Annotated in this window: 10 protein-coding genes; 5 read left to right on the top strand and 5 right to left on the bottom strand. The window is 64.5% G+C overall.

Translation table 11 applies throughout. The features are described from left to right. Positions 1–148: 148 nt before the first annotated feature. The 3 genes from C7441_RS22825 to C7441_RS22815 all read left to right on the top strand — a co-directional run bounded on the left by C7441_RS22825 (position 149) and on the right by C7441_RS22815 (position 3,825). Complete coding sequence (locus C7441_RS22825) at positions 149–1,555, top strand: MATE family efflux transporter (RefSeq protein ID WP_109614846.1); 1,407 nt, start codon at positions 149–151, stop codon at positions 1,553–1,555. A gap of 137 nt (positions 1,556–1,692) precedes the next feature. Further along, complete coding sequence (gene pncB / locus C7441_RS22820) at positions 1,693–2,997, top strand: nicotinate phosphoribosyltransferase (protein ID WP_019172082.1); 1,305 nt, start codon at positions 1,693–1,695, stop codon at positions 2,995–2,997. Between the two features lie 207 nt (positions 2,998–3,204). After that, positions 3,205–3,825 carry a L,D-transpeptidase gene (locus C7441_RS22815; RefSeq protein WP_109614845.1) on the top strand — a complete coding sequence of 207 codons (621 nt, stop codon included), beginning with the start codon at positions 3,205–3,207 and terminating at the stop codon, positions 3,823–3,825. A 120-nt stretch (positions 3,826–3,945) separates the two neighbouring features. Here C7441_RS22815 and C7441_RS22810 read toward each other — a convergent pair whose 3' ends face one another. The 5 genes from C7441_RS22810 to C7441_RS22790 form a co-directional block, all read right to left on the bottom strand. Then, the gene (locus tag C7441_RS22810) at positions 3,946–4,524 is read right to left on the bottom strand and encodes a NifU family protein (RefSeq protein ID WP_109614844.1); all 579 of its coding nucleotides are present in this window, start codon (positions 4,522–4,524) and stop codon (positions 3,946–3,948) included. Positions 4,525–4,656: 132 nt separating this feature from the next. Next, positions 4,657–5,148 (bottom strand): universal stress protein, encoded by a 492-nt coding sequence (locus C7441_RS22805; RefSeq protein ID WP_109614843.1) that lies wholly within the window; start codon positions 5,146–5,148, stop codon positions 4,657–4,659. 82 nt (positions 5,149–5,230) lie between these two features. After that, positions 5,231–6,298, bottom strand: coding sequence for a tryptophan--tRNA ligase (gene trpS / locus C7441_RS22800; RefSeq protein ID WP_109614842.1), 1,068 nt, complete (start codon positions 6,296–6,298; stop codon positions 5,231–5,233). A 112-nt stretch (positions 6,299–6,410) separates the two neighbouring features. Next, a complete protein-coding gene (gene murJ, locus C7441_RS22795; protein WP_109614841.1) occupies positions 6,411–8,021 on the bottom strand; it encodes a murein biosynthesis integral membrane protein MurJ in 1,611 nt (536 codons plus the stop codon). A gap of 31 nt (positions 8,022–8,052) precedes the next feature. Next, the gene (locus C7441_RS22790; protein ID WP_109614840.1) at positions 8,053–10,857 is read right to left on the bottom strand and encodes a [protein-PII] uridylyltransferase; all 2,805 of its coding nucleotides are present in this window, start codon (positions 10,855–10,857) and stop codon (positions 8,053–8,055) included. Positions 10,858–11,075: 218 nt separating this feature from the next. On the opposite strand from C7441_RS22790, the gene C7441_RS22785 reads away from it, so the two are divergent. After that, positions 11,076–12,338, top strand: a complete 1,263-nt coding sequence (locus C7441_RS22785; protein WP_019172089.1) for an Hsp70 family protein — start codon at positions 11,076–11,078, stop codon at positions 12,336–12,338. Between the two features lie 95 nt (positions 12,339–12,433). Beyond that, on the top strand, positions 12,434–13,405 hold the full coding sequence (locus tag C7441_RS22780; protein WP_109614839.1) for a small ribosomal subunit Rsm22 family protein: 972 nt from the start codon (positions 12,434–12,436) through the stop codon (positions 13,403–13,405). The last annotated feature ends 304 nt before the right edge of the window (positions 13,406–13,709 follow it).

The raw sequence follows: 13,709 nt of genomic DNA, 5'->3' as shown, positions 1-13,709 counted from the left end.
CTGGCTCAACCGTTGGGTGAGCGAAAGGCTTGTGCGACGAGAGCGTTTCGTTCAAAAAGGCGCAAAGAAAGCGGAAGCCCGTTGCGGCATTCCGTCAAGAACAAGGCAGGCAGGCCGATGCCGCTGCCCGCTCCTGAAAGTTGAAAAGATGACTGCAATACAAGTCGACGCCCTGGCGCCGGCAAGTCCGTGGCGTCACGAAATTCGTGCGATGCTGGCTCTCGCCTGGCCGATGGTGCTGACCAATCTCGGCCAGACGGCGATGACGGCGACCGACGTGATGATGATGGGCAGGATCGGCCCCAATGCGCTGGCTGCCGGCGCGCTGGGCTCTAGCCTCTATTTCGCGCCGCTGATCTTCGGCCTCGGCCTCATCCTGGCGACCTCGCCGATGATGGCCACCGAGCTTGGCCGCAAGCGCAACTCGGTGCGCGACATTCGCCGCACCGTGCGCCAGGGACTGTGGCTGGCCGTGTGCGTGTGCATTCCCATCTGGGCCGCGCTCTGGCAGGCCGAGCCGATATTGGTGGCGATGGGGCAGGACCCGGAGCTTGCCAGGCTTTCGGCGCATTATGTGCACTGGCTGCAATGGGCCCTGCTGCCCTTCTACGGCTATATCGTGCTGCGCTCCTTCATCTCGGCGCTGGAACGGCCCGGCTGGGCACTGCTCATCGTCTTTGCCGCCGTTGCCTTCAACGTGCTGGCCAACTGGGCCTTCATGTTCGGCAATCTCGGCTTCCCGGCCATGGGCATAGCGGGCTCGGGCCTCGCCACAAGCCTGTCCAGCCTGCTGATGTTCATCGGCATGGTCGCTGTGGTGACGCTCCAGCCCAGGTTCAGGCGCTATCACCTGTTCGGACGTTTCTGGCGTCCCGACTGGCCGCGCTTCTTCGGCCTGCTGAAGCTCGGCATGCCGATTGCCGGCATCATGGCTTTCGAAGTCACCATCTTCAATGCCGCCGCAATGTTCATGGGCATGATCGGAGCCGCCTCGCTGGCCGCGCACGCCATCGCCATGCAGATCGCCTCGATCAGCTTCATGGTGCCGCTGGGCCTGAGCCAGGCGGCGACGGTGCGCGTCGGCCTCGCCTTCGGCGCGCGCAACGCCGCGGGCATCAGCCGCGCGGGCTGGACGGCCTTCGCCATGGGCGTCGGCTTCATGGCGCTTGCCGCGCTCCTGATGGTGCTCTTCCCGCACCTGCTCATCAGCGCCTTCATCGACCTCACCGATCCGGCCAATGCGACGGTGGTGGGGCTAGCCGTCTCCTTCCTCGCCTTTGCCGGGCTGTTCCAGGTGGTGGACGGCGCGCAGGCGGTGACATCGGGCATGCTGCGCGGCCTGCACGACACCAAGATACCGATGATCCTCGCGGCCATCGGCTATTGGGGCGTGGGCCTGCCGCTCGGCGTGCTGATGGCTTTCCCTCTCGGCCTCAAGGGTATCGGCATCTGGATCGGTCTGTCGTGCGGGCTGGCCGTGGTGGCATTGCTGCTCTTGTGGCGCTGGCTGCGGCGCGACCGGCTGGACCTGACGCGGACGGGCGCCACCGGCTGAGCCGGGGCGCCCGCGCCTGCCCTGCCGCGACGTCATTTTTTGTCGGTCCAGCCGCGCATTGACGGGACATGCGCTGTTCTTCGATGTTAAGAGGCTGTCGGAAAAAGCGGAATGCGGCACGAAAAAGGCTCTCGTGAATGACCAAGACCGATATTGCGCGGCGCGTCTACAATCACACCTGGAAGCTCGATCCGATCGTTCGAAGCCTGCTCGACACGGACTTCTACAAGCTGCTCATGCTGCAGATGATCTGGGGCATGTATTCGGATGTCGACGTCACCTTCTCGCTCATCAACCGCACCACTTCGGTGCGGCTCGCCGACGAGATCGACGAGCAGGAGCTGCGCGAGCAGCTCGACTATGCGCGCACGCTGCGTTTCACCAAGAAGGAGATGATCTGGCTGGGCGGCAACACCTTCTACGGCCGCAAGCAGATCTTCGAACCGGAATTCCTGGCCTGGCTGGAGAATTTCCAGCTTCCCGAATATGAGCTTACGAAGCGCGACGGCCAGTACCAGCTCGAGTTCCACGGACCGTGGATGTACACGACGCTGTGGGAAATCCCGGCGCTCGCAATCATCAACGAGTTGCGCTCGCGCTCGGCGATGCGGCCCTTCGGTCCCTTCGCGCTGGATGTGCTCTATGCACGCGCCAAGGCCAAGCTGTGGGCCAAGACCGAGCGGCTGCGCCAGCTTCCCGACTTGAAAGTTTCCGATTTCGGCACCCGCCGTCGCCACTCCTTCCTGTGGCAGCGCTGGTGCGTGGAGGCGCTGAAGGAGGGCATCGGCGAGGCCTTCACCGGCACGTCCAACGTGCTTCTGGCGATGGACACCGATCTGGAGGCGCTGGGCACCAACGCGCATGAACTGCCCATGGTGCTGGCCGCGCTGACCAACAGCGACGAGGAACTGCGCCGCTCGCCCTACCAGGTGCTGCTCGACTGGCAGCGCTATTATGGCGGCAACCTGCTGATCGTCCTGCCCGACACGTTCGGCACCAGCGCCTTCCTGCGCGACGCGCCCGACTGGGTGGCCAACTGGACCGGCTTCCGCCCCGACAGCGCCCCGCCGATCGAGGGCGGCGAAAAGATCATGGCCTGGTGGCGCGAGAAGGGCGTCGATCCGCGCAAGAAGCTGCTGATCTTCTCCGACGGTCTGGAGGTCGATGCGATCGAGCAGGCCTACAGGCATTTTCGCGGCAAGGTGCGCCTCTCCTTCGGCTGGGGCACCAACCTGACCAACGACTTCGAAGGCTGCGCGCCGATGGAAACCAAGGGCCTCAACGCCATTTCGCTGGTGTGCAAGGTCACCAAGGTGAATGGCCGCGACGCCATAAAACTCTCCGACAACCCCGCCAAGGCCACCGGCGACCGCCATGAGATGGAGCGCTATCTGCGCCTCTTCGGCGAAAAGGACCGGGTGGAGCATCTGGTCAAGGTGTAAGCGTTTCCACGCTGCCGGCGGCTTCGCCGGGCGCTGGCACCCCCGGACTGTTGCCGAAAAGCCATAGCAACGGGCACATGCGAGGCTTGCCGGCGGGCTGACCCGAACAAGCACTTGGCAAGAAACGAATCGCACTTCTACAAATAACGGCGATTATGTGGCCCGATTCGGGCCGCGTGCGGTCGGGACGGAGCTGCGGATCTTCTTATGCGCATGAAACCACTTTTCATCGCCGCCAGCCTTACACTTGCGGCGGCCCTTGTCGGCTGTACGAGCGATGGCACCTTCAAGATGTTCTCGTCGGATTACGGGGCGCGGGCAGATGCCGGTTACCAGTTGCCGGCGGTTCCGATCTACAAGGTGGACAAGAAATACCATCGTCAGGTCGTGCGTTATGACACAGACGAGAAGCCCGGCACGATCATCGTCGATACGGCCAACAAGTTCCTCTATTTCGTGCTGCCGGAAGGCAAGGCCGTCCGCTACGGCATCGGCGTCGGCCGCGAGGGCTTTGAATGGCGCGGCACGGCGCGCGTGGCGATGAAGCGCGAATGGCCGACCTGGACGCCGCCCTCGGCGATGATCGGGCGCCAGCCGGAGCTGGCCAAGTGGCGCGGCGGCATGCCGCCCGGCCTGACCAATCCGCTCGGCGCGCGCGCGCTCTACCTGTTCAACAAGGGCGGCGATTCCGGCTATCGGCTGCACGGCACGCCGGAATGGTTCTCCATCGGCAAAGCCATGTCGTCGGGCTGCATCCGCCTGATGAACCAGGACATCATCGATCTCTACGATCGCGCCGACACCGGCGCCAAGGTGATCGTGCTCTGACACGTCGCCCCCACGCGGGGTGGAACGATTTTCATGCGAGCCGTCTCGGCAACAGGACGCCGCAATAAAAAACCGGGCTGGGGGCCCGGTTTTTTTATGCCTGCGTGATTTCGCGGTCGCTTACCCGACCTGCTCGACATGCTCGACTTCGGGGACGAAGTGGCGCAGCAGGTTCTGGATGCCGTGCTTGAGGGTTGCGGTGGACGACGGGCAGCCGGCGCAGGCACCCTTCATATGCAGGAACACGGTGCCGTTCTCATAGCCGCGGAAGGTGATGTCGCCGCCGTCCTGGGCCACGGCCGGGCGCACGCGCGTATCCAGCAGTTCCTTGATCGTGGCGACGATTTCGATGTCTCCCTCGTCGTAGAACTCGCCATGCTCGTCGGCATGGGCATGCGCCGCATGGCTGCCGGCCGTCATCACCGGCGCGCCCGACATGAAATGCTCCATGATGGCGCCGAGGATCGCCGGCTTCAGATGCTGCCAGTCGGGACCTTCTTCCTTGGTGACGGTGATGAAGTCATAGCCGAAGAACACGCCCGTCACGCCGGGAATCGCAAACAGGCGGCCAGCCAGCGGCGAAGCCTGGCCGGCGGCTTCGGCCTCGCGGAAATCGGCAGTGCCTTCCACCAGAACTTCCTTGCCCGGCAGGAATTTCAACGTGGCCGGGTTCGGGGTCGCCTCGGTCTGGATAAACATGGCCGCTTCTCCGCGCGTAGATAGTTTGGAACAATTCTAAATAGGCTCTGCGCCGACGATATTCAAGCAAAACCGACGCGCCTTGAAGCCGGGCAGGATCAACAGGCCCCGCCTGCCGGACAGATGATCTGTTCAGGCGAGACTTTCAAGGTCTTCTTCGGAGAGATTCTGCGGCACCACCGTGACGGGGACGGGGAAGGCAGCTCCCTTGCCGGCGATCGATGCCACCAGCGGCCCCGGCCCCTCCTTGGAGGAACTGGCGGCAAGCACCAGGATGGCGATGTCCTGGTCCTCCTCGATGAGCTGGTGGATCTGGTCGGTGGTCTTGCCCTCGCGCACCACCAGCTCGGGCTCGATGCCCAGCGTTTCGCGCACCTTGGTGGCGTAGGTGTCGAGTGCGGCATTGGCGGCGGCGATGGCCTCCTCGCGCATGATCTTTTCCACGCCCAGCCAGTGCTGGAAGTCGCTCGGTTCGATGACATAGAGCAGCACCACCACGCCGCCCGTGTGTTTGGCGCGGCGCGCGGCATAAGCGACGGCACGCTCGCATTCGGGCGTGTCGTCGATGATCGTCAGGAATTTCCGGCGATGCCCCGCCTCGCGACTGAGACGCTTAGAAACCATGTTCCATCCCTGCTGGCGTTCCCCCAGGGCGCAATCTGCCACCGGCGCCGGCCGCCCGCAAGCAGGTCGACGCCGGAAGCTGTCAGTTGTCGAGCAGACCGATGATCTGGCGCACGCTCTTCATCGTGCCTTCGGCAAGCATGCGGGCGCGGTCGCCGCCATCGCGCAGCACGCTGTCGATATAGGCCGGATCGGCGATCAGGCGGCGCATTTCGCCGGCGATCGGCGCGAGCTTCTCCACCGCCAGGTCGGCAAGTGCGGGCTTGAACACCGAGAATTGCTGGCCGCCGAACTCGTTGAGTACGTCCTGCTTGGAGATTTCCGCCAGGCCGGCATAGATACCGACGAGATTTTCGGCTTCGGGGCGGCTGGCAAGGCCGTCGGTCTCGCTCGGCAGGGCTTCCGGATCGGTCTTGGCCTTCTTGATCTTCTTCGAGATCGTGTCGGCGTCGTCGGTCAGGTTGATGCGCGACAGGTCCGACGGGTCAGACTTCGACATCTTCTTGGAGCCGTCGCGCAACGACATGATGCGCGCCGCCGGGCCGCCGATGATTGGCTCGGTGATCGGGAAGAAGCCGTTCACCTTTTCCTCGCCCATCATCATCTCGACGCCAAGGCCAAGCTCGGCGATACGGTCGGAAAAGTCGTTGTTGAACTTCTGGGCGATGTCGCGCGTCAGTTCCAGATGCTGCTTCTGGTCGTCGCCGACCGGCACATGGGTGGCGCGGTAGACCAGAATGTCGGCGGCCATCAGGCTCGGATAGGCGAGCAGGCCAAGCGAGGCATTCTCGCGGTCCTTGCCGGCCTTGTCCTTGAACTGCGTCATACGGTTCATCCAGCCGATGCGCGCCACGCAATTGAAAATCCAGGCAAGCTCGGCGTGCTGCAGCACGCGGGCCTGGTTGAAGACGATGTGCTTCTTTGGGTCGATGCCCGACGCCAGGAACGCCGCGGTGATCGAGCGCGTCTGGCCCTCGAGGTCATCATGGACGAGCTGCGCGGTCAGCGAATGCAGATCGACGACGCAATAGATGCAATTGTTCGTTTCCTGCAAGGCGACGAACTTGCGGATAGCGCCGAGATAATTGCCGAGATGGAGATTGCCCGTGGGCTGGACGCCGGAAAAGACGAGCGGCTGGAATTCGTTCATAATATCCTCGTGGCTTGTGGAGGGCCGTTTCGCGCGCGGCGAAAATCGATGCGCGCTTATGGCTGAAGGCGCGGACAAGAGCAAGATCGCGTTGAAGTCACCGCGGCCAAAATCATTCGTCCACGGTGGCGTTGGGGGCCGGGGCCTGCTGCGGCGGCGTGGAGCCGCGCTTGATGCTGCGGCGGACCATGCCGAGGTTTGCGCCGCCTATGCCGAAGGCAACGGCGAAATAGATGACCGCCCCGACGACCACCAGCGCGGCGAGCGTCAGCGCCTGCGTGTAGAGTGGCGCCGATGAGGCGAGATAAGGCTGCAGCCGCCCAACCGCGATATAGAGCACCCCGGCCATCACGCCGGCTGCGATCAGCAGGCGCGGAATGCGGGTGAGCAGCGCAATGTCGGCGCCCCAATGACCGCGCCTGACCAGAACGCCCAGCAGCATCGCCGCATTGACCCAACCGGCAATCGCCGAGGCCGTCGCGATGCCCGGAGCGCCCATGCCGGGAAAGAGCGTCAGCGCCACCGAAATGTTCACCGCCACCGAGATGGCGGCGAAGATCATCGGCGTGCGCGTGTCCTCACGCGCGAAATAGCCGGGCGTGAACGCCTTGATGAGCACGAAGGCCGGCAGCCCGAGGCCGAAGATGGCGAGGATAGCGGCCACGGTCGGCGTGCTGTTGCCGGCGGCGAACTGCCCGCGCTCATAGAGCACGCGCACGATCGGCTCGGACATGACCAGAAGTGCCGCCGCCGCCGGCAGGGTCAGGAACAGCGTGAACTCGACCGAGCGGTTCTGCAGGTTGGCGGCTTCGTTGAGATTGCCGGACTTCAGCGCCCGCGACAGTTCCGGCAGGAGCACGATGGCGACCGCCACGCCAACCACGCCGAGCGGCAACTGGTAGACGCGGTCGGCCAGCGCCAGCGAGGAGACCGCGCTGTTCTGCCCGGAAGCGATTGCCGTGCCGATAAGCTGGTTGATCTGGGTGATGCCGCCGGTGATCGCCGCTGGCAGGGCAAGGATCAAGAGCCGCTTGACGTTGGGCGTCAGGCGCGGCCGGCGAAAGCCGACAACGATGCCGGCATGGCGCACGGCGACCCAGACGATGGCAAGCTGCACGATGCCCGCCGCCAGCACGCCCCAGGCCAGCGCATAGCCGACTGTCAGACCATCATGGCCCCTGTACCATGCATTGGCCAGCACCGCGATCAGGATGATGTTGAGGAACACCGGCGCGATCGCGGCTGCGAAATAGCGGCGCAGCGAATTCAGCATGCCGCTCATCATCGCCGCCAGCGACATGCAGATGAGATAGGGGAACATGATCGTGGCGAGCGCCACGGTGAGATCGTATTTTTCCGGATCGTCGGCAAAGCCTGGCGCGATCAGGAAACGCACCAGCAGCGGCATGGCCAGTTCCATGACGATGGTGAGCGCCAGCAGCGTGGTGAACAGAACACCAAACACCTCTTCCGAAAAGCGCTTGGCGCCCTCGGTGCCGTTGGCCTCGATCTCCTTGGCGAAGAGCGGCACGAAGGCGGCGTTGAAAGCGCCCTCGGCGAACAGCCGGCGGAAGGTGTTGGGGAACTGGAAGGCCGCGTAGAAGGCGTCCGCCACCGGTCCGGTGCCGATCGCCGCCGCCATCAGCATCTCGCGCATGAAGCCGAACACGCGGCTCATCAGCGTGCCGGATGCGACAGTGGCGAATTTCCTGACGAGGCTCATGCGCGCCGTTCCGATTTATGCGGGCGAGAAATCACGACACGGTCGCCTTTGCCCTGGCACCGCGCTGCGCGGCGGCTTCGCCCTGCAATGTCGCCAGCAGCTTGTCGCGGATCGCCTTCTGCCGGGTGGGGTTCTCGACCTTCTGGCCGGTCAGGTCGGTGACATAAAAGGTGTCGATGACCTTCTCGCCAAAGGTGGTGATGTGGGCAGAGGCGATGTCGAGCGACAAGTCCGACAGCGCGCCCGTGATCTCCGACAGGAGACCCGGCCGGTCGAGCCCGGAAACGTCGATGACGGTAAACCGGTTCGACAGCGTGTTGCGGATTTCCACGCGCGGCTCGCGGCGGAAAGCCTTGGCGCCACGCTTCTGCCTGGTGCGCTTCTCGATCATCTCCGGCAGCCAGGACTTGCCCGACAGCACGTCCTCGATGAGCGCACCGACACGCTCGGCGCGCCGCTGCTCGTCCTCGTCGCGGTCGAATTCGCGGTTGATGAGGATGGTGTCGAGCGCCCGGCCGTCCGAGGTGGTGAAGATTTGCGCATCGACGATGTTGCCGCCAGCGGCCGCACAGGCGCCGGCGATGACCGACAGAAGGCGCGGATGGTCGGGCGCCAGCACGGTGATCTCGGTAACGGCCTCGAACTCATGTGTCTTGACCATGGTCGAAAGCTTGCGCTTGTCGGCATCGGCCGTGCGGATGAATTCGGCATGCCTGACCTGATCCTTCAGATCGACCGCGAGCAGATAATTTTCGTAATGCAGATCCAACAGCCGCTTGCGCTCGGCGTCCGGCCAGTCGGCAAGGGCTCCGGCAAGCCCGGTCCGCGCCTCGCCGGCGCGCTGGGCGCGCGACACTTCGGAAAATCCGCCGGTCAGGAGCAGTTCGGTCTCGTAATAGAGCGTGCGCAGTAGTTGGCCCTTCCAGCCGTTCCACACGCCGGGGCCGACGCCGCGAATGTCGCACACGGTCAGGATGAGCAGCAGCTTCATGCGCTCCACCGTCTGCACGACGCCGGCGAAATCCTCGATCGTCTTGCGGTCGTTGAGGTCGCGCGACTGCGCCACCATCGACATCACCAGATGGTTTTCCACCAGCCAGGCCACGGTTTCGGTCTCGGCCGCCGAAAGCCCCATATGCGGGCAGATGCGCCGGGCGATCTTGGCGCCCGCCTCGGAATGATCCTCGGGGCGGCCCTTGGCGATGTCGTGCAGCAGCACGGCGACATAGAGCGCCTCGCGCTTTTTCCTCAGCCCCTCCATCAGCGAGTGCGACAGCGGGTGGATTTTCTCGCCGTCGCCGCGCTCCAGTTCCGACAGAACGCCGATGCAGCGAAGCAGGTGCTCGTCCACCGTATAGTGATGGTACATGTTGAACTGCATCATCGCGACGATGCGGCCGAAATCCGGGATCAGCTTGCCCAGCAGCCCGGCCTCGTTCATGCGGCGCAGGTTCAGCTCGGGATTGCGATCCGAGGTGAGGATGTCGAGGAACAGCCGGTTGGCTTCCTTGTTGCGGCGCAGGGCCTTGTCCACCAGCGAGAGCGAGCGGGTGAGCAGCTTCAGTGCGTCGGGATGGAACTCCAGCCCGTGCTTGTCGGCAAACCAGAACAGGCGAAGCATGTTGACCGGATCGCGCGCGAATACCTGATCGCCGGCCACGTTGATGCGGTGATTGTCGACGATGAAATCGCTGGTGCCGGCAAGCTTGCGCTGGCGGCGCGAGAAGGTGACGAAGATGCGGTCGAAGCCCGGCACATATTTGGCCTGCTCCTCCTCCAGCCCCGCGCAGAAGATGCGTGTCAGGTCGCCCACCGTCTTGGCGGTGAGGAAATAGTGCTTCATGAAGCGCTCGACCGCCGACAGGCCCGGATGGCTGGTGTAGCCGAGCCGTTCGGCGATGTCGCGCTGGATATCGAAATGCAGCCGCTCCTCGCCCTTGCCGGTGAGGAAATGCATATGGCAGCGCACCGCCCACAAAAAGTCTTCCGCCTTGAGGAACTGGTTGTACTCGGCGCGTGTAAAGACCTCTTTCTGCACCAGCTCATCACCGGTGCGCACCCGGTAAAAATACTTGCCGATCCAGAACAGCGTGTGCAGGTCGCGCAAGCCGCCCTTGCCGTCCTTGACATTGGGTTCGACCAGATAGCGGCTTTCGCCGGCCTTGGCGTGGCGCTGGTCGCGCTCGGCAAGCTTGGACTGCACGAATTCGGGACCGGTGTGCTTCACCACGTTCCTGTCGAAGCGGGTCAGAAGCTCGTGATAGAGTTTTTCCTCGCCCCACAGGAAACGGGCGTCGAGGATCGCGGTGCGGATGGTGATGTCCTCGCGCGACAGCCGCAGGCATTCATCGACGTTGCGGGTGGCGTGGCCGACCTTCAGCCCCATGTCCCACAGCATGTAGAGCATGTATTCGACCACCTGCTCGCCCCAGGGGGTCTGCTTGTAGGGCAGCAGGAACAGCAGATCGAGATCGGAGCCCGGCGCCAGTGTGCCGCGGCCGTAGCCGCCTACGGCCACCACCGCCATGCGCTCGGCCGACGAGGGATTTCTCGCATGGTAGACGTGAGTGGCGGCGAAATCGTAGAGCGCGCGGATGATCTCGTCCATCAGATGCGACAGGCGCGCCGCGCAGGCGGTGCCGCCGCCATCCTCGCGCAACATCCGCTCGGCCACCGCGCGGCCCGCCGCCCGGCGCTCCTTGAGGAGTTGCAGCACGCGGCCGCGCACTTCAAGACCTGAGCCGTCACCGTCGGTTTCGTCCGTCAGTGCCGTGAGGTCACGGCGCAACGCCACGCCGTCGATCAGTTCCTCGAGCTTCAGGGGTATCTTGGCCATGCGTGCGTAAGGGACTCGCGTTCAAGGCGGCGTCTATAGCGCGTTTTTGCTTCGCTGGGTATGGGGACGCTTTGCGGCGGTTTTTGGCTGGGCAGCTTTGTCGCAGCTTCCGCCCCGGCGGCAAAAAAGTCCCGCCTGCGCCTCGACATTGCCGCCCAGCTTGTGTAACCGCCTCACCTCCCCCGCGCCGGGCGTCATCTCATACATAAGGAATTCCCATGAAACCGATCAGCGGTGGCATCGACTTTGGCACGTCCAACTCCACCGTCGGCTATATCGCAGGCGGCCGCTCGCGGCTGGTGCCGCTGGAAGGCGAGCATGTCGCCATGCCCAGCGCCGTCTTCTACAATTTCGAGGACAACAACACCTATTTCGGCCGCCGCGCCATCGCCGACTACACCGAAAACGCCGAAGGCCGCCTGCTGCGCGCGCTGAAAAGCGTGCTCGGCTCCTCGCTGATCCATGAGAAGACGCGCATCAAGGCGCGCTACCTCGCCTTTTCCGACATCATCGGCACCTTCATCGGCTATCTGAAGGAACGGCTAGACAATGAGCTGGGCGAGGACATCGACCATGTCGTGCTCGGCCGTCCGGTGCATTTCGTCGACGAGGACGAGGCCGCCGACCGCGACGCGCAAGGCCAGCTCGAAGCCGCCGCCCGCGCCCAGGGCTTCAAGCACATCGCCTTCCAGTTCGAGCCGATCGCGGCGGCGCTCGACTATGAGCAGAGCGTGACGCGCGAGGAACTGGCGCTGATCATCGACATCGGCGGCGGCACCTCCGACTTTTCCATCGTGCGCGTCTCGCCGCAGCGGGCGCGTGCGGCCGACCGCAAGGACGACATCCTGGCCAGCACCGGCGTGCATATCGGCGGCACCGACTTCGACCGGCTCTTGTCGGTCGCGCATCTGATGCCCGAACTCGGCTACAAGACGCTGACCAGGGATGGCAAGCGCAACCTGCCCGCCGGCTATTTCAACGACCTCGCCACATGGCAGCGCATCAACATGCTCTACACGCCGAAGGCCATGACGGACCTGCGCCAGATCCGCTACGAGGCGGCGCGGCCTGAACTGGTCGAGCGCATGATCGACATCGTCACCCACCGCCAGGGCCATGCGCTGGCCGGCACGGTGGAGCGCGCCAAGATCGACCTGACCGACAGCGACGCGACCATGATGAACATCGCGCTCACCGACGAAAATCTGTCGCTTCCCGTCACCCGCACCGGGCTCGACGAGGCCATCGACGCCGCCGTCGAGCGCGTCACCGACACGGTGCAGAAGACGCTTTGCGACGCCGGCGTGGAAGCCCGGCGCATCACCACGCTGTTCCTCACCGGCGGCTCGACGGCGATACCGCTGCTCAAAAGCCGCGTGCTGTCGCTTTTCCCGGATGCAACGGTCGTGCAAGGCGATATGTTCGGCTCGGTCGGGCTCGGGCTTGCGCTGGACGCCGACCGCAAGTTCGGTACGGCCTAAAGCACGATCCGGAACCGAAGGTCCGCGCAGCGAAAAGCTGGAGACCTTCCGGACAAGATCGTGCCTCAGGAACGAAGAGGGGCACACAAACAGGCATGGAACTTCCCGCAGTCCTTCGCCAGGCGGTCGACAAGGCGCTCGAAGGCGTGCCGCTGGCGACGCTGAGGCAGGCGGCCGATGTGCTGTCGCGCCGCTACCGCGCCGAGACCCGCGACGGGCGGCTGCACCTGTCCGACGATCTGGCCGCAAAAGCCTATCTGGCGACGCGCCTGCCCGCCACCTATGCGGCGGTGCGCGCCTGCCTCGATGCCGTGGCCGGGATGCGGGAAGGTTTTGCGCCGCGCAGCCTGCTGGATGTCGGTGCAGGCCCCGGCACGGCATTCTGGGCGGCGCGCGACTGCTGGGACAGTCTTGAGGATGCCGTGCTGGTCGAGGCCAGCCCTGCCATTCGTGCCGTGGGCGCGGACCTTGCCCGCCACGCCGAGCCAATCACCGCGCGTTACCTTGCCGCCGATGTGGGACAAAAATTCCCGGACCTTCGGTCCGCCGACCTCGTCACGCTCGCCTATGTGCTGGACGAGCTGTCGCCTGAAAAAATCGAGCCACTGGTCGACCGGCTGTGGACGCTGACGACCGACACGCTGGTCATCGTCGAGCCCGGCACCCCTGCCGGCTGGCAGCGCATTCTGCGCGTTCGCGCACGGCTGGTCGAGGCCGGCGCGCATCTCGTCGCGCCCTGCCCGCGCAGCCATGCCTGCCCGCTCATTGCGCCCGACTGGTGCCATTTTTCACGCCGCGTCGCCCGCTCGCGCCTGCACCGGCTGGCCAAGGGCGGCGAGGTGCCGTGGGAGGACGAGAAATTCATCTACATCGCCGCTTCACGACACGCGGGCGAGAGCGCACCGGCACGTGTTCTGGCGCCGCCGCAGGCAAGCTCCGGCATGGTGCGGCTGAAACTGTGCGATGCCGAAGGCAGCGTCGGCGAACGCCTGCTGACCCGCCGCGACGGCGCGGCCTTCAAGGCCGCGCGCAAGCTCGATTGGGGCGATGCTGTGTGGGGTGAGTGAGGGATCGCAACTTTGCACGACCTACGCTCCGTCGCGCCCCCCTCTGGCCTGCCGGCCATCTCCCCCACAGGTGGGGAGATCAGCTGTCATCACGGCTTTCGCCAAACGTCAGCGTTGCAGAATGGGTAATGCGAGCGAAACTGCCAATCTCCTCCCTTGTGGGGGAGAATGGCCGGCAGGCCAGAGGGGGGCAGCTTAGAGCGCCGGCTTAGCATTACAGTTGCGTATTTTTACGATTTCTGAATCCATAGGTTTCCATGATTTGGAGGTCATGGATGGCAGGAGCATCGATCGAGGCAACGCT

This window comes from Pseudaminobacter salicylatoxidans, from assembly GCF_003148475.1.
Lineage (GTDB): Bacteria > Pseudomonadota > Alphaproteobacteria > Rhizobiales > Rhizobiaceae > Pseudaminobacter > Pseudaminobacter salicylatoxidans.
This window is presented reverse-complemented; position numbering and strand designations above follow the sequence as displayed.